The organism is Thiobacillus sp. SCUT-2 (assembly GCF_035621355.1).
Taxonomy (GTDB): domain Bacteria; phylum Pseudomonadota; class Gammaproteobacteria; order Burkholderiales; family Thiobacillaceae; genus Thiobacillus; species Thiobacillus sedimenti.
Window position 1 is genome coordinate 1,993,857 of record NZ_CP141769.1, and the last position, 21,894, is coordinate 2,015,750.

A 21,894-nucleotide genomic window follows, 5' to 3' on the forward strand; every position below is an offset into this window, starting at 1 on the left:
ACCGATAGGTGTGAGTGTTGATGCAGCGTTCTCTAGAAAGGAGGTGATCCAGCCGCAGGTTCCCCTACGGCTACCTTGTTACGACTTCACCCCAGTCATGAAACCCACCGTGGTAAGCGCCCCCCTTGCGGTTAGGCTACCTACTTCTGGCAGATTCCACTCCCATGGTGTGACGGGCGGTGTGTACAAGACCCGGGAACGTATTCACCGCGACATGCTGATCCGCGATTACTAGCGATTCCGACTTCATGCTCTCGAGTTGCAGAGAACAATCCGGACTACGATCGGCTTTCTGGGATTGGCTCCACCTCGCGGCTTGGCAACCCTCTGTACCGACCATTGTATGACGTGTGAAGCCCTACCCATAAGGGCCATGAGGACTTGACGTCATCCCCACCTTCCTCCGGTTTGTCACCGGCAGTCTCATTAGAGTGCCCTTGCGTAGCAACTAATGATAAGGGTTGCGCTCGTTGCGGGACTTAACCCAACATCTCACGACACGAGCTGACGACAGCCATGCAGCACCTGTGTGCAGGTTCCCTTTCGGGCACCAATCCATCTCTGGAAAGTTCCTGCCATGTCAAGGGTAGGTAAGGTTTTTCGCGTTGCATCGAATTAATCCACATCATCCACCGCTTGTGCGGGTCCCCGTCAATTCCTTTGAGTTTTAATCTTGCGACCGTACTCCCCAGGCGGTCAACTTCACGCGTTAGCTTCGTTACTAAGGGATTTCACTCCCCCAACAACCAGTTGACATCGTTTAGGGCGTGGACTACCAGGGTATCTAATCCTGTTTGCTACCCACGCTTTCGTACATGAGCGTCAGTGTCATCCCAGGGGGCTGCCTTCGCCATCGGTGTTCCTCCACATCCCTACGCATTTCACTGCTACACGTGGAATTCCACCCCCCTCTGACGCACTCTAGACTGCCAGTTCAAAACGCCATTCCCAGGTTAAGCCCGGGGATTTCACGTCTTGCTTAACAATCCGCCTGCGCACGCTTTACGCCCAGTAATTCCGATTAACGCTCGCACCCTACGTATTACCGCGGCTGCTGGCACGTAGTTAGCCGGTGCTTCTTCTGCTGGTACCGTCAGTAGCGCGCTATGTTAGAGCGCACCGTTTCGTTCCAGCTGAAAGAGCTTTACAACCCGAAGGCCTTCTTCACTCACGCGGAATGGCTGGATCAGGGTTGCCCCCATTGTCCAAAATTCCCCACTGCTGCCTCCCGTAGGAGTCTGGGCCGTGTCTCAGTCCCAGTGTGGCGGATCATCCTCTCAGACCCGCTACTGATCGTCGCCTTGGTGGGCCTTTACCCCACCAACTAGCTAATCAGACGTCGGCCGCTCGAATAACGTGAGGCCTTGCGGTCCCCCACTTTCCCCCTCAGGGCGTATGCGGTATTAGCACAACTTTCGCTGCGTTATCCCCCATTACTCGGTACGTTCCGACGCATTACTCACCCGTTCGCCACTCGCCACCAGGTGCAAGCACCCGTGCTGCCGTTCGACTTGCATGTGTAAAGCATTCCGCCAGCGTTCAATCTGAGCCAGGATCAAACTCTTCAGTTCAATCTCTGCAATTACTTCAATACTTCAATCGCTCAACTCAAATGAATTACTTCATTTCAGTGTGAGCATCTATGCTAGTCGCCACCCCGGCCTGAACCAGGATAGCTGCCGCATCAACACCCACACCTATCGGCTGTAAATTGTTAAAGATCAATCGATTAGCACCGCAACTTCCAACCCGGCGCCGCTTCGAGAGGTGCGCATTCTACAGATCAGACAGAACACGTCAACTACTATTTCGAAATGGTTGCGGGGGCAGGATTTGAACCTACGACCTTCGGGTTATGAGCCCGACGAGCTGCCAGACTGCTCCACCCCGCGCCTGTCGCAAAAGCTGCGTCAATCGAGAAGTGAGACTATAGCAAAGCCGGTTCGCGCCCGTCAACACCAAAACGCTCGCGCTCGCTCGAGGGGGCGTCGCAAGGGCCGGAAGAAAGCTTCCTTACGACACGTTAGCGCGCCGACAAGCGCGGATGGCCGCGCCGCTTCGTTCAGGGCGGCCGGCGTGCCTGTCCTGCGCGAGATCCGGGGTCGTATGCGCGATGGCGCGCCCGAGCGGCGCCAACCCGCTAATATCGGGAACTCCAGAACAAGGAAGCGGTGCCATGCAGATTTCTGATTTTTCGGTCGCGCGCCTCCCCCGCATCGAGTTCGCCGCGGGTGCGGTCGCCAAGCTCCCCGCCATCGCACGCACTTACGGCTCCCTCGCCCTGCTGGTCACGGGCGGGGCATCGCTGAAGCACGGGCCGCTTTGGTCGGCCCTGACCGCCGGACTGGCCGAGCGAGGCATCAGCTGGCTGCACCTGTCGGTCCCGGGGGAGCCTTCCCCGCAGATGGTCGACGAGGCCGTACGCTCGCTGAGGGGCGAGACCATCGATGTCGTCCTCGGCATCGGCGGCGGCAGTGCGCTGGATGCCGCCAAGGCAATCGCCGGTCTTCTCAGGCCAGGCAATTCGGTCATGGACCACCTCGAGGGGGTCGGTCCGGAACTGCCGTACCAGGGACCGGCAACGCCTTTCATCGCGGTGCCGACGACTGCCGGCACAGGGTCGGAAGCGACCAAGAACGCGGTGTTGAGTGTCCAGGGGGCCGAGGGTTTCAAGAAGTCCTTCCGCGACGACAAGCTGGTCGCCGAGGTTGCGCTGGTCGACCCGGACCTCCTCGCGACCTGTCCGCCCTCGGTCATCGCGGCGAACGGCATGGATGCCCTGACGCAGCTGCTCGAATCCTACGTCTCCGCCCGGGCGGCGCCGTTCACCGACTCGCTCGCCTGGGGCGGCATGAAGGCCGCTCGGGACGGCCTGCTCGCCCTCCATGCCGACCCGGGCGACGCGACGGCGCGCGCGCGCATGGCCTACGCCGCGCTGGTGTCCGGAATCACGCTGGCCCAGGTCGGGCTCGGGTCGGTGCACGGTCTCGCGGCGCCGCTGGGCGCCTTCTTCCCGATTCCGCACGGGGTGGCTTGCGGCACGCTGGTCGCGACCGCCACACGGGTCAACATCGACGCCCTCCGTGCCCGCACCCCCGCGCATCCGGCGCTGGAGAAATATGCGCAGATCGGTCGCCTATTGAGCCGGCGCGGCGACCTCGACCAGGCCACCGCGCACGCCGCCCTGGTCGACACGCTCGACGGCTGGACGCGCGCGCTCGCGCTGCCGACGCTCGCGCATTACGGCGTCACCCTGGCGGACATTTCGCGCATCGTCGCCAACAGCCGAGGCAGCAGCATGAAGACCAACCCGGTGCATCTGGCAGACCACGAAATCGCCTCGATCGTCGCCGCCCGCATTTAGCGGCACCGCTCAAGTCCAGGCGCCGCCGTCCGCTATCTTCTGCGGCTTCATCCTGTGGAATACGCTCATGTCCGGTCTGCTGGCTTTCTTCATCGTCCTCGCCATCCCGGCGATTTATGCGATCTTCGTCTTCAACCAGCTCGTCTCGCTCAAGCATAACGTCGGCAAGGCCTGGTCGAACATCGACATCCTGCTGAAGCAGCGCCACGACGAACTGCCCAAGCTCGTCGAGACCTGCAAGCAGTACATGCAGTTCGAGCAGGAGACGCTCGAAAAGGTGATGCGCGCGCGCAGCCAGGTCGCCAGCGCACGCGAGACGCAGAACATCGCCGCGCTGGGCGAAGCCGAGAATGCGCTGCGCGTCGGCCTCGGCAACCTGTTTGCGGTGGCCGAGGCCTACCCCGAGCTGAAGTCCAACGAAACCTTCCTGCATCTGCAGGGGCGCATCACCGGCCTCGAGAACGCGATCGCCGACCGCCGCGAGTTCTACAACGACTCCGTCAACGTCAACAACGTGCGGGTCGAGCAGTTCCCCGACACGCTCGTCGCCCGCCTGTTCGGCTTCCGGCAGTTTCCGCTCCTGCGGTTCGCCGCCGCCGAGAAGCGCGACGTCGACCTCGGGCAGCTCTTCGCACGCTGATGTTCACGCCCGACCGCACGGCCGAGTGGCGTCACGACTACGCCAACTTCGCGCTCGGCGGCGGCAATCTGCTGCTCCTGCTGCTGGGGCTGAAACTGCAGTCCGCGATCGGCTGGAACGTCAGCGTGGCGCTGGTCGGACTGACGAGCTTCTGGGCGTGGTTCGCCAACCTCAAGCGCTACCGCACGGTGGCGGACACGCCCACGTCGCGCGTCGCCTCGGCCCCGCAAGGCTATGTGGAACTCGCCGGCCACGGCCGGCAGCCGCCCGGGGAGGGCCTGGTGAGCCCCGTCAGCGGCCTGCCGTGCCTGTGGTATCGCTACCGGATCGAGCGCAAGAACGGCGACCGCTGGGAACAGGTCGAATCCGGCGTCTCGCACGACACCTTCGGCATGAGCGACGGCAGCGGCAGCGTGCTGGTCGATCCGGAAGGCGCGGAAATCCTTACCTCGCACAAGCAGGTGCTCCATCAGGACGGCTTTCGCAAGACCGAATGGACCCTGATCGAGGGCGAGCCGCTCTACGTCATCGGCGAGCACGTCACGCTCGGCGGCCCCAACGCCGTGCTCGACAAGAACGCCGACCTCGCCGCGCTGCTGGCGGAATGGAAGGCCGACAAGACGGCGCTGCTCGCGCGCTTCGATCAGAACCGCGACGGCGAAATCGACCTCGACGAGTGGGAGCGCGTGCGCCAGACGGCCTCCGACGAAGTCGACCGCGCCCACCTCGATATCCGCCTGAAGGACCCGATCCACCTGATCCGCAAGCCGGCGCAGGGCCGCCCCTACCTGATCGCGAACCGCGAAACCACGGCGGTCGTTCGGCACTACCGGCTATGGAGCTGGCTGCACCTCGGTCTGACGATGTCGGCTGTGATCGGGCTGGTGCTGATCGGAAGCACGGCCTGATCCCGCTTGCCCCGCCTGTCTTCCCGCCCTATATTGCGGACATGGAGGACGCATCATGAAACAGCCCATACCCGAAACACCCGCCGACTACGACCACACGCGCATCATCGAGCGGCCGGATGGCTTCTACTGGACCGATGCGGCAACCGGCGAGGAATACGGCCCGTTCGCGACCCTGCTCGAGGCGGTCCAGGATATGGAATACAACGCCGACAGCGACTACGAGCCCGGTGAAACGATCGAGGAGGCGGAGGACGAGATCGGCATCTCCGACTGGATCGACCCCGACACCGGCGAGCCCGGCGAGGAATCCCACCGCCCGCCCGACTGAGCGCGGGCTTCAGTGCCGCGGCGCTCTGCCCGCCACGGCTTCGGCCGCCCGCGCATCGCGCTCGAACACGTTGTCACGATAGGGATTGCCGCCCCGCAGCCAGGCGAGCAGCCCGGCCAAGGGATACAAGACCAGCAGCAACAGGCCCCATCGCTCGAACTGCCGCACATGCGCACGCTCGTGCGCACGCGTCGCCGTCAGCGCGGCAAGCGACACCCCCAGCACGACATGCCCGAGCGTCAGCGCTGCCACCGCTCCGCTGAACGGAAAACCGCGCGCGAGGAGCCAGGCCGGCCAGCCACCTGCGACTTCCAGCACGCCCCCCACCCGCCGCAGCGTACCGCCGCTTGCGCGCGCCGCGAGCGCGATCAGAAGGCCCAGCAGCGTTGCCGGCGAGGCCCAGACGTAGCGCACCAGCCGCAGCATTCAGCCATCCTGCGCCCCCGCGAACCAGCGCGCCTCGTGCAGTCCCGCGTCCACGAAACGCCGGCGCGCCTGCTCGAGCTGCGCGCCGGTTCCGGCGGCATAAACGTCGAAGCGGTGCAGGTCCGGGTAGTCCTGCGCGATACCCCCGAGCAAGGCGTCGAGATCCGCGGCCGGCGCGTGCGGCAGATAGCTGAAATTGTCCAGCGCATCGGCCCAGGCCCGGCACAGGTTGTCCTGGTAGTGCCCGGCTTCGTCGGCCACCCAGTGCAGATCCATCGATTCGGCGAGCTCCAGTGACATCGCGTGCTGCACCAGGCTCTTGATCGGCGCGAAGCCGGCGCCGAAGGCGAGAAAGATGACCGGGCGCGGCGAATCCTCGTCGAGCGCGAATTCCCCGAACGGTCCTTCGACCCCCACCGTGTCGCCCGCCCGCAGTGTGCCGAACACGGCGCTGGCGAACGCATCGTCCGTGCGATGCGGGATCTGCACCTCGATGTGGCGGTCCTCGCACGGACAACTGGCGATCGCGTAGCGGCCGCGCATGCCGTCGAAGGCAAGCTCCACGCTTTGCCCGCCCAGGTAGCGCAATCGCTGGCTGCGCGGCGCGAGGATGTGCAGCGCCGCGATGTGCGGGTTGAACACCTCGACCGACTTCACCTTGGCGGCCAGTTTCTGCACGGGAATGTCGCGCGCGCCCGCCACGTTGGCCTCGACGACGACGTCGTTGACGGGCGCGTACGCACACAGCAGGATCACGCCGGCCTCCTTGTCGGCGTCCTTGAGGACGTAGTCGTGGGCGTGGACCTTCTTCACCTCGCCCGACACGACCCTGGCTTTGCACTCGCCGCAGTTGCCGTTGCTGCACCCGTAGTTGAGCGAGACGCCGTTGCGCAGCGCGGCTTCGAGCAGCGTGTCGTTGCCTTCCACGAAGAACTCGTGGCCGCTGGGCAGGATCGTGACGTGGGCCGACATGATTTTGAGTATCCTTTCCTTTGCAATCACCGCTTGGGCCTGCGCCGCCTCTGCCGGCACTTCGGCCAGGTTGCGCAGCAGGAATGCGCGCACGCTGTGCAGGGCATGATGGGTTTCGGCGCTTGCGTCTTCGTCGATTTCCTCGATCTTCTCGTCGAGCCAGGCCAGCACGTTGCCATAGTGCATCAGCAGCGCCTTGGCCGCGGCATAGTCGTCGCCGAGTTCGGTGAGGCGCGCGGCAAGGACGGCCTTGTCCGGCAGCGCGCGTTCGAGCACCCGCTTGGCGAACGCCTTCTCCTTGATTTCCGTGACGCGGCGGAACTCGGCATCGTCGTCCCACTTCACCTCGGGAAACGCGCGCAGCAGCTCGTCGAGCTCGACCATGCCGTCGAACGTCGCCAGGGAACCGCTGCGGATCATTTCCTGCAGCGCATGGCGCGGCTGTCCGACCAGCCTCGCCACGCGTGAAAGCGGGATCAGATGACTCATGGGTTCATCGTACTCCGTCCGCGCAGCCGACAGAACCCGCAATTCAACACATTCTGAATTCCTGATCTGCGCACCGGCGGCGCGCTGCCACTACAATCGCGCCATGCCGTCGATCGTCACCCGCCCCTGCCCCGCCGATGCCCGTTCCGCGCTCGAGGCCGCCGGCCTCGCGCCGGCCTGGGCACGGCTGTATGCCGCGCGCGGCGTCAGCCACCCCGACGAAGTCGCCCACCGCCTGCCGCAGCTGTTGCCACCTGCCGGCCTGCTGCACGGCGAGCGCGCTGCGGCCCTGCTCGCCGATGCCATCCGCGACCGCAAGCGCCTCCTGATCGTCGCCGACTACGACGCCGATGGGGCGACGGCGTGCGCGGTCGGCGTGCGCGGCCTGCGCATGCTCGGCGCCCGCGTCGATTATCTGGTGCCCAACCGGCTCGAACACGGCTACGGCCTGAGCCCGGCGATCGTCGAGCTCGCGGCCGCACGGCAGCCCGACCTGCTGGTGACCGTCGACAACGGCATCGCGGCCGTCGCGGGCGTGGCTGCGGCGAATGCGCGCGGCATCCCGGTGCTCGTCACCGATCATCACCTGCCCGGCGACGCCCTGCCGGACGCCGCCTGCATCGTCAATCCCAACCAGCCGGGGTGCAGCTTCGGCTCGAAAAATCTGGCCGGCGTCGGCGTGATGTTCTACGTGCTGCTCGCGCTGCGTGCGGAACTGCGCCGGCGCGGCGCCTACGCCGATCGTCCCGAACCCGACCTGCGCGCGCTGCTTGATCTGGTGGCGCTCGGCACCGTCGCCGACGTCGTCAAGCTCGACGCCAACAACCGCACCCTCGTCGCCCAGGGCCTCGCGCGCATGCGCGCCGGCAAGGCCTGCGCCGGCGTCAATGCACTGTTCCGCGCCGCTGGTCGCGACCCCGCCCGCGCGACAGTGTTCGATCTCGGCTTCATGCTCGGACCGCGGCTCAACGCCGCCGGGCGCATCGACGACATGGCGCTCGGGATCGAATGCCTGCTGGCCGACGACCCGGCCTCCGCGCAACGGCTCGCGCAGGAACTCGATGCGCTCAACCGCGCGCGGCGCGACGTCGAGGGCGACATGCTGGAGGAGGCGCTCGCCATCCTCGCGAATTTTGACCCGAGCGACAGCCACAGCCTCACCGCCTTCCAGCCGGACTGGCACGCCGGCGTGATCGGCATCCTGGCGTCACGGCTCAAGGACAAGTTCCACCGCCCCACGATCGTCTTCGCGCAAAGCGACAGCGGCGAACTCAAGGGCTCGGGCCGCTCGATCCCCGGGCTGCACCTGCGCGACGCCCTCGACCTCGTCGACAAGCGCCATCCCGGCCTAATCCTTAAGTTCGGCGGCCACGCCATGGCGGCCGGCCTCAGCATTGCCGGCGGCCGCCACGACGATTTCAGCCGCGCTTTCGAGGCGGTCGTGCGCGAGCTCATCGACCCGGCCGACCTCGAGGGCATGATCGAGACCGATGGCGAACTGGCGCTGGAGGAGCACTGCTACGAACTGGCCGAACAGCTCGACCACGCGGTCTGGGGACAGGGCTTCCCCGCGCCGCTGTTCACGGCCACCTTCGACGTCGTGGCGCAGCGCATCGTCGGTGAAAAGCACCTCAAGCTCAGGCTGGAACGCGAGGGGGCGTCGTTCGAGGCCATGCGCTTCTTCCACCCCGATCCGCTGCCCGAGCGCATTCGCGCGGTCTACGCGCTGATGCCCAACGAATTCAATGGCCAGCGTGCGCTGCAGCTGAAGCTGCAGCATTGGGAGCCGGCGGAGCGCGCCTGACCGGCGTCCCCTTGCCGCGAGCCGACCGAATCGGATACCTTGAAGACTGATACCGAAGCTGCCAGCATGCCGCCGATCACCTTCGCCCTCATCCTGCTGAATGTTCTCGTCTACGCGCTCGAACTGGCGACCGGCCCGGACATCATCCGCGTGTTCGGCCTGTGGCCGCCCGGCTCGGGCGGCGTCTTCCATCTCTGGCAGCTCGTCACCTACAGCTTCCTGCACGGCTCGCTCATGCACCTGGGCTTCAACATGTTCGCCGTGTGGATGTTCGGCGCCGCGCTGGAGACGCGCTGGAACGACCTGCGCTATCTGCTGACCTACCTCCTCAGCGTCGTCGTTGCCGCGATGACGCAGATCGTCGTGAGCGGCTTCTTCCTGCACAGCAGCATGGCCGTCATCGGCGCCTCCGGCGGCGTGTTCGGCCTGCTGCTCGCGTATGCGCTCTATTTTCCGCGCAGCTCGATCACGATCGTCTTCCTGCCCTTCATCCGGATTCCCGCACGCACCTTCGTGCTCGGCTACGGCATCGTCGAACTGCTGCTCGGCCTCACCAACACCGATGCCGGGGTCGCCCACTTCGCCCACCTCGGCGGGCTGTTCGGCGGCTGGCTGGGGGTGCAGTATTTTCGCGGCCGCGGCGTGTTCGGCCAGCGCTAGCCTTGCTGGCGACCATCCCGCCCAGGCCCGCCTCGCGCCCCGTTCCGCCCGGCAGACGCCCGGAGCCGCGGCGCCAATCCGGTCGCCGCGACGCGCCCTGCCTCCGGCATTCTCAGGCGTAGCCCTGCGGGTTCCGTTCCTGCCAGCGCCATGCGTCGGCGCACATGCGCGGCAGGTCGTACTGCGCGCGCCAGCCGAGCTCCCGCGCGGCGAGGCCGGGGTCGGCCCAGCACTGCGCGACGTCGCCGGCGCGGCGCGCGACGATCTCATAGGGAACGCGCTTCCCGCTCGCCGCCTCGAACGCGCGCACCATGTCGAGCACGCTCACTCCGCGCCCGGTGCCGAGATTCCACGTCCCCACGCCGTGCAGCTGCGGCAGGCGGTCCAGTGCAGCCACATGCCCGCGTGCGAGATCGACGACGTGGATGTAGTCGCGCACCCCCGTGCCGTCGGGCGTCGGATAGTCGCCGCCGAAGACGTTGAGATGCGGCCGCCGGCCCACCGCCACCTGCGCCACGTAGGGCATCAGGTTGTTGGGGATGCCGCGCGGATCCTCGCCGATCAGCCCCGACTCGTGCGCGCCCACCGGATTGAAGTAGCGCAGCAGCGCGACCTTCCAGCCCGCATCGGCGTGCGCGATATCGCGCAGCATCTCCTCGATGACGAGCTTGGAGCGCCCGTAGGGATTCGTCGCCGACAGCGGGAAATCCTCGGTGATCGGCACCGTCGCCGGATCGCCGTAGACCGTCGCCGACGACGAGAAGACCACCGCCTTCACGCCGGCCGCCGCCATCTCCTCGAACAGCGCGATGCTGCCGCCGATGTTGTTGTCGTAGTAGAGCAGCGGCTTTTCGACCGATTCGCCCACCGCCTTCAGCCCGGCGAAATGCACCACCGCATCGATGCGGTGATCGGCGAACAGCCGCCGCAGCGCGGCACGGTCGCGGATGTCGCCTTCGACGAAGGCCACCGGCCGGCCGGCGATCTGCGCGACACGCTCGAGCGACGTTGGGCTGCTGTTCGAGAGGTTGTCGTACACGACCACTTCATGCCCGGCCGCCAGGCATTCCACTGCGGTGTGCGAGCCGATGTAGCCCGCGCCGCCCGTCAAAAGTACCTTCACCCCTGTTTCCTCCTTGTTGTCATTCGCGGGCCAGGCACAGCGCCAGCGCCGCGCGCCAGTCCTGCAGCCGCACGCCGAAGGTACGCTCCAGCTTGCCGTTGTCGAGGCGCGAATTGAGCGGGCGCCGGGCCGGCGTCGGATAGTCGCTGCTCGGGATCGGCACCAGCCGGCTCGGCACCCAGGTCTCGTCGAATTCGTCGAGCGCCTGGATCGCCTCGGCGAAGCCATGCCACGACGTCTCGCCGGCGTTGGTCATGTGGTACACGCCCCAGGGCACGGCTGCGGCGAAACCGTTCGCCGGCGACACGATCTGGCCCAGCACCAGCGCCGTCGCTTCGGCGAGGTCGCGGCACCACGTCGGCGCGCCGATCTGGTCGGCGACGATCTTCAGTTCCGGACGCTCGCGCATCAGGCGACGCATGGTCAGCAGGAAATTGCTGCCGCGCGCCCCGTACACCCAGGACGTGCGGAAGACCAGATGGCGGCAGCCCGTGGCCGCGATCGCGCGCTCGCCTGCGAGCTTGGTCGCTCCGTAAACGTTGAGCGGGCCACAGGCGCCGTCCTCGCGCCAGGGGGTGTCGCCGCCGCCGTCGAACACGTAGTCGGTCGAATAGTGCACGAGCAGCGCGCCGCGCCGCGCCGCCTCCTCGGCCAGCACGCCGGGGGCCACGGCGTTCACCGCGTGCGCGCGCTCGGCATCGCCCTCGGCCTTGTCGACCGCGGTGTAGGCCGCAGGATTGACGATGACGTCGGGCGCAAGCTCGCGCACTGTCCGGCGCACCGCGTCGACGTCGGCAAGGTTCAGCGCGCTCGAATCCAGCGCCACGATCTCGCCCAAGGGGCTCAGCGTGCGCCGCAGCTCCCAGCCGACCTGGCCGCGCGCGCCGGTGAGGAGGATGCGGCGAGCGGGCGTCAAACGTAGACCTCCGCGTCCGCCAGCAGCGGCAGCACCTGGTCCTTGGCCGACAGCGTCGGCGCGCCTTCGAGCGGCCACTGCACGCCGATCTGGGGATCGTCCCAGCGGATGCCGCGGTCCCACTGCGGCGCATAATAGGCCGTGGTCTTGTAGAGAAAATCGGCGCTGTCGGAAAGCACCAGGAAGCCATGCGCGAAGCCCGGCGGGATCCACATCATGCGCCGGTTCTCGGCCGAGAGCTCATAGCCGACCCATTGGCCGAAATGCGGCGACGACCGGCGCACATCCACGGCGACGTCGAACACGCTGCCGCTCGCCACGCGCACCAGCTTGCCCTGCGGCTCGTTCAGCTGGTAATGCAGCCCGCGCAGCACGCCCTTCGCCGAGCGCGAATGGTTGTCCTGAACGAAATCGAGATCGAGGCCGAGCTCGGCGAAGGTCCGGCGGTTCCAGCTTTCGAGAAAGAAGCCGCGCGCGTCGCCGAAGACCTTGGGCTCGAGGAGGAGGACACCGGGGAGGGAGGTTTCGATTGCGTTCATGTATTGGTGGGCGGGGAGCGGGGAGCGGTTCCGCTTACTGCTTACCGCTTCCCGCTCACCTTCCTTCAAAAAAGCCTTTCGTTGAGCATGTTCAGCAGGTACTGTCCGTACGCGTTCTTCTTCAGCGGCTCGGCGAGCTTTGCCACCTGCTCCGCCGTGATGTAGCCCTGGCGGTAGGCGATCTCCTCGGGGCAGGCGATCTTCAGGCCTTGCCGCTTCTCGATCGTCTCGATGAAGAGCGAGGCTTCCAGCATCGACTCGTGGGTGCCGGTGTCGAGCCAGGCATGGCCGCGGCCCATGATCGAAACATTGAGCGCGTCTGCCTCGAGATAATGCCGGTTGACGTCGGTGATCTCGAGCTCGCCGCGCGGCGACGGCTTGAGATTGCGCGCGATGTCCACCACCTGGTTGTCGTAGAAATAGAGTCCGGTGACCGCGTAGTGCGACTTCGGCTGGGCGGGCTTTTCCTCCAGGCTGATCGCCTTGCCGGCCGCGTCGAATTCGACGACGCCGTAGCGCTCCGGATCGTTGACACGGTAGGCGAACACCGTGGCGCCGGCCTCCCGCGCGCTCGCCTCGCCCAGGTCGTTCGCCATGTCGTGGCCGTAGAAGATGTTGTCGCCAAGCACCAGCGCACTCGGCCCGTTCCCGACGAAATCCGCACCGATGACGAAGGCCTGTGCGAGCCCCTCGGGCTTCGGCTGCACCGCATACTGCAGGTCGAGCCCCCACCGCTCGCCGTCGCCCAGCAGCTGCTCGAAGCGCGGCGTATCCTGCGGCGTCGAGATGATCAGGATGTCCCGGATCCCCGCGAGCATCAGCGTGGTCAGCGGATGGTAGATCATCGGCTTGTCGTAGATCGGCAGCAGCTGCTTGGATACGGCGAGCGTCGCCGGATAGAGGCGGGTGCCGGAGCCGCCGGCGAGGATGATTCCTTTGCGGTGAGCGGGGAGCGGGGAGCGGGGAGCGGTTTGGGGGTGCATGGTTATTCGGTTTCTTTCATTTTCTTGTGCAGGCCAAATACAAGCTTGCTGGTTCGTTCGATCAAAGGCTCAACCAGGCTCTTGTCTGATTGGGCATATCCGAGCCGAATAGCGATTTGATATTGGGTATCCAGTTCGCTGAGCGAGCCACGGGCAATACTGAGAAACCGGGCAAACTCCCGGCTTCCATCCCGGGCAGCGCCCTCGGCCAGATTACTCGGAATGGAAACCGCGGCACGCCGCATCTGAGACACCAATCCATACTGTTCCTGCACTGGAAAAGTCGCGGTGATTCGATAAACGGCCTCGACCAACTCCATGGCACTTTTCCATGCATCAAGCCGTTCGTGGGGTTTACCGCTCACCGCTTACCGCTCCCCGCTCACCATACTGCACATCCACCCACTTCCGATATTCGCCGCTGGCGACGTGCTCGACCCACGCCATGTTGTCGAGATACCAGCGCACCGTCTTGCGGATGCCGCTCTCGAAGGTCTCGTCCGGCTTCCAGCCCAGTTCGCGATGGATCTTGCCCGCGTCGATCGCATAGCGGCGGTCGTGGCCGGGGCGATCCTTCACGTAGGTGACCAGACGCTCGTGCGGCCCCGCCGGGTCCGGACGCATTTCGTCGAGCAGCGCGCACACGGTCCTCACGATCTCGATGTTGGGCATCTCGTTCCAGCCGCCGACGTTGTAGGTCTCGCCGATCTTGCCCTTTTCGAGCACCGTTCGGATCGCCGAACAGTGGTCGGTGACGTACAGCCAGTCGCGCACGTTCATGCCGTCGCCGTAGATCGGCAGCGGCTTGCCGCGGGTCGCGTTGAGGATCATCAGCGGGATGAGCTTCTCGGGGAACTGGTAGGGACCGTAGTTGTTCGAGCAGTTCGTCGTCAGCACCGGCAGCCCGTAAGTATGGTGGTAGGCGCGCACCAGATGGTCGGATGACGCCTTGCTCGCCGAATACGGGCTGTTGGGCGCGAACGGCGTCGTCTCGGTGAAGGGCACATCGTCCGGCCCCAGCGAGCCGTAGACCTCGTCGGTCGACACGTGGAGGAAACGGAACACCGCCTTATCGGCTTCCGGCAGGCCCATCCAGTGGCCGCGCGTCTCCTCGAGCAGATGAAAGGTGCCGACGACGTTGGTCTGGATGAAGTCCTCCGGGCCGTGGATCGAGCGGTCGACATGGGACTCGGCGGCGAAGTTGACGATCGCGCGCGGCCGGTGCTCGGCGAGCAGCTTGCCGACCAGTTCGCGGTCGCCGATGTCGCCCTGCACGAACAGGTGACGCGCATCGCCCTGCAGGCTCGCAAGGTTCTCCAGGTTGCCCGCGTAGGTCAGCTTGTCGAGGTTGAGCACCGGCTCGTCGCTCGCGCGCAGCCAGTCGAGAATGAAATTCGCGCCGATGAAACCGGCGCCGCCGGTGACCAGTATCACGTGTGGACCCCCATCCCTTTTGTATGTTTCTTGATCAAGCGTTCCGATTGGTTTCCTCAGACGGTGCGCTCGCCGCGGTCGAGAAAATCCGCATAGGCCTGCTCGATGCCCTGTGCGAAGCGCATTTTCGCCTGCCACCCCATCGCGTTCAGCCGCCCCACATCCATCAGCTTGCGCGGCGTACCGTCGGGCTTGGTCGAATCGAACTCGATTGCTCCCTCATATCCCACAGCCTGCTTCACCGCCTCGGCGAGCTCTCGGATCGTGATGTCGTGGCCCACGCCTATGTTAATGAGCGGCGCGAGACCGTCGTTGCGGTCCTGCCCGAGGAGCGGCACAAATTTCTCATCCGGGAGGTTCATCAGATGGACGCAGGCGTCAGCCATGTCGTCGCTGTAGAGGAATTCGCGGCGCGGCGTGCCGGTGCCCCACACGGTCACGCTCGGCGCTTTGGCGAGTTTCGCCTCATGGAAGCGGCGGATCAGCGCGGGGATGACGTGAGAGTTCTCCGGGTGGTAGTTGTCGCCGGGCCCGTACAGGTTGGTCGGCATGACGGCGAGATACTGGGTCTTGTACTGCCGGTTGTACGCCCAGCACATTTCGATGCCGGCGATCTTGGCCAGCGCGTAGGGCCGGTTGGTCGGCTCGAGCTCGCTGGTCAGCAGATGCTCTTCCTTCATCGGCTGCGGCGCGAGCTTGGGATAGATGCAGCTCGAGCCGAGGAACAGGAGGCGCTTGACGTCGTTCTTCCAGGCCGCGTGGATGATGTTGGTCTGGATGGCGAGGTTGTCGCGGATGAATTCGGCAGGATAGGCGTTGTTGGCGTGGATGCCGCCGACCTTGGCCGCGGCGAGGAACACGTAGTCCGGTTTCTCGAGTTCGAAGAAGGCTTCGACTTCGGCCTGGCTGGTGAGGTCGAGTTGCGCGTGGGTGCGGGTGACGAAGTTCTCGTAGCCCTTGGCCTGCAGGTTGCGCATCAGCGCGGACCCTACCAGCCCACGGTGCCCAGCCACATAAATTTTCGAATCGGATTTCAAGTTACAACCTCGCACAGACTGCCCTTCGACGGGCTCAGGGCGAACGGGCTACTGGCCAAACCCTCGCCACCATTCCTTCCTTACTCGTGGTAATCCATGGCCTTGTAGCCATGCTTCTTGACGAGTTCGTCGCGCTCGGCGGCCTTCAAGTCCTCGCGCACCATCTCGGACACCAGTTCGTCGAACGTGATCTTCGGCGTCCAGCCGAGTTTCTGCTTGGCCTTGGCGGGATCGCCCAGCAGCGTCTCGACTTCGGTGGGGCGGAAGTAGCGGGGGTCGACCGCGACGATGCACTTGTCGCCCTCTCCCCCGGCCCCTCTCCCGCCCGCGGGCGAGGGGTGGACGAGGTAGCCTTTCTCATCGACGCCCTGCCCTTCCCAGCGGATCTCCATGCCGAGCTCCTTGGCGGCGGCGTTGACGAAGTCGCGGACCGAGTACTGGACGCCGGTGGCGATCACGAAGTCTTCCGGCTTTTCCTGCTGCAGCATGAGCCACTGCATTTCGACGTAGTCCTTGGCGTGGCCCCAGTCTCGCTTGGCGTCGAGGTTGCCGAGGAAGAGGCAATCCTGTAGCCCGAGCTTGATGCGGGCCAGGGCGCGGGTGATCTTGCGGGTGACGAAGGTTTCGCCGCGGATGGGGCTCTCGTGGTTGAAGAGGATGCCGTTGCAGGCATACATGCCGTAGGCTTCGCGGTAGTTGACAGTGATCCAGTAGGCGTAGAGCTTGGCGCAGGCGTAGGGGCTCCTGGGGTAGAAGGGGGTGGTTTCCTTCTGCGGGATTTCCTGGACGAGGCCGAAGAGTTCGCTGGTACTGGCCTGGTAGAAGCGGGTTTGCTTTTCCAGGCCGAGGATGCGGATGGCCTCCAGGATGCGCAGGGCGCCGAGGGCGTCGGAGTTGGCGGTGTATTCGGGTTCTTCGAAGCTGACGGCCACATGCGACTGGGCAGCGAGGTTGTAGATTTCGTCGGGCTGCACCTGCTGGATGATGCGGATGAGGCTGGAGGAGTCGGTGAGGTCGCCGTGGTGCAGGATGAAGCGGCGGCCCGTCTCGTGCGGGTCCTGGTACAGGTGGTCGATGCGGTCGGTGTTGAACAGCGAGGTGCGGCGCTTGATGCCGTGCACTTCGTAGCCCTTGCCCAGCAGAAATTCGGCGAGGTAGGCGCCGTCCTGGCCGGTGACGCCGGTGATGAGGGCTTTTTTGGTCATGTTCCTGAACTCAAACTATTGCGTAATCCGGGATTGTCTTATTTTTCATGCTCGGCTGTCATGTTTTTGCCGGTTAGTCCAACCTGATGGCAGCTAAACCCAGTCCTTCAGCAATGTTTCGTAATCCCCAAGTATCTTTTCCCAGGTGAACTCGGCAGCATGGCGCGCCCGGCTTTCGGCCTGGAGCTGCGCCAATTGCACTCCATCATCCAGCAGGGTCTCAATCCGCTGCGCACATCCGTCCTCATCGCGGAAAAACACGCCCCCGCCCCCCGCCACCCAGCGGTTATAGGGATTGTCGTGCGCCAGCACCGCATTGCCCGCACCCAGCGCCTCCACCAGCGAAGGATTCGTTCCGCCCACCTGATGCCCATGCACATAAAACCGGGCATGGAAGCGCAGCGCCTGCACCACCGCCTTGTCGTAGATCGCGCCGGGAAAAATCACCTCGCCGGACGCCGCTTCCTTCACCGCACGCTGATAGGCATGGCCTGGATCATACTTGCCGAGCACCACCAGCTTGCAGCCGCGCGGCTTGCGCGACCACGCCCGCACCACCTCCAGAATCGAGTTCTCCGGCTCGGCGCGCGCTATCAAAATGGCGTAAGCGCCCGGCTCCAGCCCATAAGGCGCAATCAACCCGGCATCAGCGGCATCCACCCGATCCGAGCCATAGGGAATCATGGTGACCTTGCTTTGCGACACCCGAGTGGCCAGATGCTTCTTGATCTCCGGATGGTCCGCCACCAGGTGGTTGCCCAGCCAGCAGCCCGCCCAATCGTTCAGCCAGAACCACGTCCTGGCCACCTTGCCCCACTTCTGGCGCCGCCACTCCACGCCATCCATGTTGATGACGTTCTTCTGCCCCTTCAGCCGATACAGCGCGCAGAACACCGCCGTGTTGTAGCCCAGGGTCAGCACCAGTCCCTTTTCGCCTGCCGCGTGCACGGTGGATTTCCAGTCGAAAACAATGGTCCCCGCTGCGCCCGTCGTGGCCACCGGCATGCGCACCCGCCGCACCCCGCGCCACTCGTCCTCGAACACCGGCCCTTCGCCATCTTCCTGGCAATACACCGTCACCTGCCAGCCATGCTCGACCAGATACGGCGCCAAATGCTCGGCAAATGTCTCGAAGCCGCCATGCGCGGCAGGCACCCCGCGCGTGCCGAGGATACGGATATGTCTTGTCGTCACGGCGTGTCGTATCCCAGTCTTGTCATCGTGTCGCGGAACAGCGCATCCACTGCCGGATGCAGTTCCGGCCAGCCCTTGGCCGGGTTGTCGTAAAGCCGCTTCTTCGCGTATTCCGCCACCCGCGGATCCGGCTCCAGATCGCATCGCTGTTGCAGGCGCACCAGCTCTCCCGCCGGATCGGCCAGCAGCGTCTCGTAGGCCACCCTGATCACCGCATCTGCGTGGCGCTGTTCCTGCTCCAGCCCCTCGCGCATGGTCACGATCCATTCCAGCGCGGCCCGGTTGGCGTGGTCGAGATCAGCCGTCGCCAGCGGCCACACCGATTCATAAGCCGAGTCACCGAGAATCAGCTGCTCGCGCAGGTAATGCCACTTGATGTCGTTGCGCCCCCACCAGTCGTCGGTATGCTCGCCGGATTTCACGCCCAGCCGCTCCGACCATTTGACCACCGATGGCACCGCATCTGCCCCGCTGCGCGTGATGAAGACGAACTTCGCATCGGGAAACAGTGCTCGGACATAGCCCACCCGGAAAATCAATTCCGGGTACTTGTCCACCACCCGGGACGAACCGGTCAGCGTCAGATAGCGCGAAAACAGCCGGCGCGCCCGCAGGCCCATGGCAGACGTGGCATCCGTCGCACCCATGCGGAACCGTGCACCCGAATCCGAGTAGTTGCCGTTGATGTCCTGACGCGGATCGATCACATGCCACAGCGCCTTCGGCTCGTTCAGATAGCCAACCTGCTCATGCAGCGAAAGCAGGATGCCCAGAATCGTAGTGCCCGAACGGCCAAGCCCGGTGATGAACACCGGACGATCCACCACCGGCTCGCCGGGCAACGCCGCCAAGGTATTCAGCCAGGCGAACACCAGCGGGTTGATATAGCGCCCCTTGGTCGTCAGCGGGCGCCCTTCATAAAAACCATAACTTGCAAGGCGCCGTACCAACCTGCCTATTCCATAGCTCGCGTACTGGCGATCAACCTGGGCAACCATTTACAAGCCGCTTTCAAACGAAGTCGCACTGCCATTGATAGGCGCAGGATTCATTACGTCTGCAATACAATTGTCCTTCACGATCGCAGCAGGGTTGCCGCTAACGACCGAGTTCGGCATTACGCTTTCAGTAACGAATGCTCCACCCGCAACACGGCTACCGCGACCAATTGTCACGCCCCCAACAATAATGGCGTGAGGTCCAACCCATACCTCGTCCTCTAATTGTGGATATTCGGTCATCCGCGCACCTTCTTGCGAAATACGGTCACGCCGGCCAAGGGTCACCCCATTAAATAGCGTGACGTTTGCTCCGATACGAGCCTTAGGATTGACGACCAAGCCCCAACCGTGCGTGATGGCCAGACCAGGGCCCACTTGAGTTTTCCAAGAAAGATCGATTGCGGCGTGATGAGTAGCTATCCCATGAAATATTTTGAAGAGCGGGAGAAGAACTCGTATGCCGCCCCGAGAACTCGCGGCTAATTGGCATAACCGCATTGTAACGATCACCCGAAAATTTCTCTTGGTCAGTGCACCTGTTATGAGGCGTCGCCAACTGAACAGGCCATACTGGCGAAACGTGTCGGCTTTCAAAGCCCCCCATGCATTAACGTGATCGATTTGCGCAATCATCCCCTCTCCCCCCCTCGTCCGGCCCGTCCAATTTCACTCCCAGGCTGGCATACAAGGCCAGCATCTCTCTCAGGTAGCGCTCTGCCGTATACGTCCGCGCAACATATTCCCGCGCCGTCTTCCCCATTTCCGCGACAACACTATCCGGCATCTCCGCAAACTTGCGCAGCAAGTCCGCCAGTTCATCCACCTTGCCACTCTCGAATAGCGCCCCCGTCTCACCCTCGCGCACCATTTCCGGAATGCCGCCGATGCGCGCTCCAATTACCGGCTTGCCGCTGCCATAGGCTTCCAGCACGCTCATTGGTGCGTTCTCGTACCACTCCGACGGCAGCACGATCGCGCGCGCCTCGCGCACCCACTTCCACAACGGCTCGCCGCTCACAAAGCCGAGGAACTCGATATCACCGCCCACCTCGGCCGCCAGGGCCTTCAGCGCATCGCCTTCCGGCCCGGTGCCGGCAATACGCAGCTTCACTTTCGCCTGTGCCGCTGCACGGATCAGGGTGGCCACCCCCTTCTCCATCGCCAGGCGGCCGAAATAGAAAAAGTAATCGCCCGGCTCGTAGCAGGCCGTATAGGCAGCGGCATCCACATAGTTCGGGATATAGGCCAGCTGCTGTTCCGGCCACCCCCATTCCATCAGCTTCCGCTTGTAGAACTGGCTGGGCGCCACCACCCTGTCCAGATTGCGCCGGTAAAGCCCCAGCGATTTGTGCACCGCCGACTCCACCATGATCAACGCGCTCACCGGCAGCGAATCACGAATGCAGCGGTTGGCAACCACATGCAACAAATTGCCGGAGCGGCATTTCTCGCACACGCCGCCGCGATTCAGCATCTTGTAGGCCGGGCAGGCCAGCTTCAGGTCGTGCGCGGTCATCACGGTGGGTATGCCACGCTGCTTCAGTTCCACCAGCACCGAGGGCGACAAATGATGATAGATGCAGTGGGCATGCGCCACGTCGGCGGGAAACTCATCGAGCAGCGCAGCGATCTTGCGTTTGGCCTCGCTCGAATAGATTACCTTCCCCGCCATCGCCAGCTTGTCCAGCATCCCGTACTCATGGCCGAACTCGATCTCGTCGGCAAAAAATCGGCTCCATGGCGAAGCCTCGTTCTTCGGATGATGCATGGTCATCACCGCCGTGTCCCAGCCTCGGGCGCGGAACATGGCATCGTGCTCCACAAACACCACGTCCGAACCGCCGCGGCGATAGTTGTAAGTATTGAGTGAAAGCAGTCTGGACATTGTGGGATATCCGTCAGGCGCAACGGCGGATCATGTCGATACGGAGTGGGTGCCCAGGTTCTTTTGGAAACTTGCGCGCAAAATATTTACCGGACGAGATCAGCCGATCAAGATCGCCGCTTTCCAGAAAAGCCGGGCCGCGCTGACCTGCCGCCGCATCGAAAGTATTAATCAGGTGATTGGATTTCTGAATATTCAGCGGCCGCATGTTGACGATGACGGAGTGAAAAAAGAATTCGTCCGGGCCGTACATCGTCTTGAAGTGGGCAAAGGCTTCTGCGTGCTCGCGAACCCATTCGAGCACTCCGTGACAGACTGCCCGCGAACAGCCGAACCATTGGCTACCCGCGTGGCATTCAAAATCTCTGCCGAAGGGATGGGAGAAACCTCGACCACGGGCAGCCAGTTGCAGCACAAGCTGCTGGGGATCGAAAAGGGCGGCGCGGCACGCATTTTTGTCGCGTTCCGTGTGGACCGCCAAACCGGCAATTTCCTGATACTCAGCGTCCCTACGCTCACGCCAATACTTCAGTCGCCGCAACAACTTGTGACGCATCGTGTCCTTGGCTGCGAATGCCCGATAACCATGACTCATCATGACGGCCGGGACATCCCGCAGGGAAACATGATCGATGTTGGCATCCGGTCGAACGGTTGCAAGATAATCGACAAACTCCTCGACAGGCCGAACAGGCAAACAGGTGTCGCTGAGAAGCTGGAAATAATCGAACTCCCCTCTGGCAATGGCAGTTTCCATCAGGCGTAACGTTGCCTCGACAAGCGACCACCCTCCCCAGCCAGTTGTCACGTAATCCTCAATAACATGCACATCGTCACCCGAGACATGAAAATCGGGCTGCTTGCTGAAATCGTGATGAATGATCACCGTGTGGCCGGGGCCAATCGCATCGATGATTTGCTGGATGGCTGCGGCAGTATTGTTGGAAGAGAGGATTCCGAAGGCTATGCGCATATCAATTCCG

General features: G+C 64.0%; 21 protein-coding genes, 1 tRNA gene and 1 rRNA gene. 6 read left to right on the plus strand and 17 right to left on the minus strand.

From position 1 onward, the window contains the following. Nucleotides 1-36: 36 nt before the first annotated feature. Nucleotides 37-1,571 (minus strand): 16S ribosomal RNA (locus VA613_RS09840). 244 nt (nt 1,572-1,815) lie between these two features. Beyond that, a tRNA-Met gene (locus tag VA613_RS09845) sits at nt 1,816-1,892 on the minus strand. A gap of 284 nt (nt 1,893-2,176) precedes the next feature. On the opposite strand from VA613_RS09845, the gene VA613_RS09850 reads away from it, so the two are divergent. From VA613_RS09850 to VA613_RS09865, 4 genes are all read left to right on the plus strand, one after another. Next, entirely contained in the window at nt 2,177-3,364 is a 1,188-nt protein-coding gene (locus VA613_RS09850) for an iron-containing alcohol dehydrogenase (protein ID WP_324778837.1), read from the plus strand. A 67-nt stretch (nt 3,365-3,431) separates the two neighbouring features. Beyond that, nucleotides 3,432-4,004 (plus strand): LemA family protein, encoded by a 573-nt coding sequence (locus tag VA613_RS09855; RefSeq protein ID WP_324778838.1) that lies wholly within the window; start codon nt 3,432-3,434, stop codon nt 4,002-4,004. Then, nucleotides 4,004-4,912: a hypothetical protein gene (locus VA613_RS09860; RefSeq protein WP_324778839.1), complete on the plus strand. Its 909-nt coding sequence runs from the start codon at nt 4,004-4,006 to the stop codon at nt 4,910-4,912. Before VA613_RS09855 ends, VA613_RS09860 begins: the two co-directional genes overlap by 1 nt. Before the next feature lie 55 nt (nt 4,913-4,967). Beyond that, nucleotides 4,968-5,243, plus strand: a complete 276-nt coding sequence (locus VA613_RS09865; protein ID WP_324778840.1) for a hypothetical protein — start codon at nt 4,968-4,970, stop codon at nt 5,241-5,243. A gap of 9 nt (nt 5,244-5,252) precedes the next feature. On the opposite strand, the gene VA613_RS09870 is transcribed toward VA613_RS09865, so the two are convergent. Both VA613_RS09870 and VA613_RS09875 read right to left on the minus strand, forming a co-directional pair. Then, complete coding sequence (locus tag VA613_RS09870) at nt 5,253-5,657, minus strand: hypothetical protein (protein ID WP_324778841.1); 405 nt, start codon at nt 5,655-5,657, stop codon at nt 5,253-5,255. Nucleotides 5,658-5,669: 12 nt separating this feature from the next. Beyond that, the gene (locus VA613_RS09875) at nt 5,670-7,130 is read right to left on the minus strand and encodes a 2Fe-2S iron-sulfur cluster-binding protein (RefSeq protein WP_324778842.1); all 1,461 of its coding nucleotides are present in this window, start codon (nt 7,128-7,130) and stop codon (nt 5,670-5,672) included. 103 nt (nt 7,131-7,233) lie between these two features. Here VA613_RS09875 and recJ point away from each other — a divergent pair, with 103 nt between their 5' ends. Next, nucleotides 7,234-8,934, plus strand: a complete 1,701-nt coding sequence (gene recJ, locus VA613_RS09880) for a single-stranded-DNA-specific exonuclease RecJ (protein WP_324778843.1) — start codon at nt 7,234-7,236, stop codon at nt 8,932-8,934. 66 nt (nt 8,935-9,000) lie between these two features. Beyond that, a complete protein-coding gene (locus VA613_RS09885) occupies nt 9,001-9,594 on the plus strand; it encodes a rhomboid family intramembrane serine protease (RefSeq protein WP_324778844.1) in 594 nt (197 codons plus the stop codon). 112 nt (nt 9,595-9,706) lie between these two features. Here the strand turns inward: VA613_RS09885 and galE are convergent, their stop codons facing one another. From galE to VA613_RS09950, 13 genes are all read right to left on the minus strand, one after another. Beyond that, complete coding sequence (gene galE, locus VA613_RS09890) at nt 9,707-10,717, minus strand: UDP-glucose 4-epimerase GalE (protein ID WP_324778845.1); 1,011 nt, start codon at nt 10,715-10,717, stop codon at nt 9,707-9,709. Between the two features lie 19 nt (nt 10,718-10,736). Beyond that, the gene (rfbD, locus tag VA613_RS09895; RefSeq protein ID WP_324778846.1) at nt 10,737-11,633 is read right to left on the minus strand and encodes a dTDP-4-dehydrorhamnose reductase; all 897 of its coding nucleotides are present in this window, start codon (nt 11,631-11,633) and stop codon (nt 10,737-10,739) included. Further along, nucleotides 11,630-12,172, minus strand: a complete 543-nt coding sequence (gene rfbC / locus VA613_RS09900; RefSeq protein WP_324778847.1) for a dTDP-4-dehydrorhamnose 3,5-epimerase — start codon at nt 12,170-12,172, stop codon at nt 11,630-11,632. The genes rfbD and rfbC overlap by 4 nt, the downstream gene beginning before the upstream one ends. Before the next feature lie 65 nt (nt 12,173-12,237). After that, the gene (gene rfbA / locus VA613_RS09905) at nt 12,238-13,155 is read right to left on the minus strand and encodes a glucose-1-phosphate thymidylyltransferase RfbA (RefSeq protein ID WP_324778848.1); all 918 of its coding nucleotides are present in this window, start codon (nt 13,153-13,155) and stop codon (nt 12,238-12,240) included. A 2-nt stretch (nt 13,156-13,157) separates the two neighbouring features. After that, on the minus strand, nt 13,158-13,520 hold the full coding sequence (locus VA613_RS09910; protein WP_324778849.1) for a four helix bundle protein: 363 nt from the start codon (nt 13,518-13,520) through the stop codon (nt 13,158-13,160). After that, nucleotides 13,510-14,589 carry a dTDP-glucose 4,6-dehydratase gene (rfbB, locus tag VA613_RS09915; RefSeq protein WP_324778850.1) on the minus strand — a complete coding sequence of 360 codons (1,080 nt, stop codon included), beginning with the start codon at nt 14,587-14,589 and terminating at the stop codon, nt 13,510-13,512. Before rfbB ends, VA613_RS09910 begins: the two co-directional genes overlap by 11 nt. Before the next feature lie 56 nt (nt 14,590-14,645). Then, complete coding sequence (locus VA613_RS09920) at nt 14,646-15,626, minus strand: GDP-L-fucose synthase family protein (protein ID WP_324778851.1); 981 nt, start codon at nt 15,624-15,626, stop codon at nt 14,646-14,648. Nucleotides 15,627-15,706: 80 nt separating this feature from the next. Further along, nucleotides 15,707-16,831 (minus strand): GDP-mannose 4,6-dehydratase, encoded by a 1,125-nt coding sequence (gene gmd / locus VA613_RS09925; RefSeq protein WP_324778853.1) that lies wholly within the window; start codon nt 16,829-16,831, stop codon nt 15,707-15,709. 93 nt (nt 16,832-16,924) lie between these two features. After that, complete coding sequence (locus VA613_RS09930; RefSeq protein WP_324778854.1) at nt 16,925-18,025, minus strand: DUF1972 domain-containing protein; 1,101 nt, start codon at nt 18,023-18,025, stop codon at nt 16,925-16,927. Next, nucleotides 18,022-19,023 carry a sulfotransferase family protein gene (locus VA613_RS09935; protein ID WP_324778855.1) on the minus strand — a complete coding sequence of 334 codons (1,002 nt, stop codon included), beginning with the start codon at nt 19,021-19,023 and terminating at the stop codon, nt 18,022-18,024. Before VA613_RS09935 ends, VA613_RS09930 begins: the two co-directional genes overlap by 4 nt. Then, nucleotides 19,024-19,659 carry a serine acetyltransferase gene (locus VA613_RS09940; RefSeq protein ID WP_324778856.1) on the minus strand — a complete coding sequence of 212 codons (636 nt, stop codon included), beginning with the start codon at nt 19,657-19,659 and terminating at the stop codon, nt 19,024-19,026. Next, nucleotides 19,634-20,911, minus strand: coding sequence for a glycosyltransferase family 4 protein (locus tag VA613_RS09945; protein WP_324778857.1), 1,278 nt, complete (start codon nt 20,909-20,911; stop codon nt 19,634-19,636). The genes VA613_RS09940 and VA613_RS09945 overlap by 26 nt, the downstream gene beginning before the upstream one ends. A 13-nt stretch (nt 20,912-20,924) precedes the next feature. After that, a complete protein-coding gene (locus VA613_RS09950; protein ID WP_324778858.1) occupies nt 20,925-21,884 on the minus strand; it encodes a beta-1,6-N-acetylglucosaminyltransferase in 960 nt (319 codons plus the stop codon). Between the last annotated feature and the right edge of the window lie 10 nt (nt 21,885-21,894).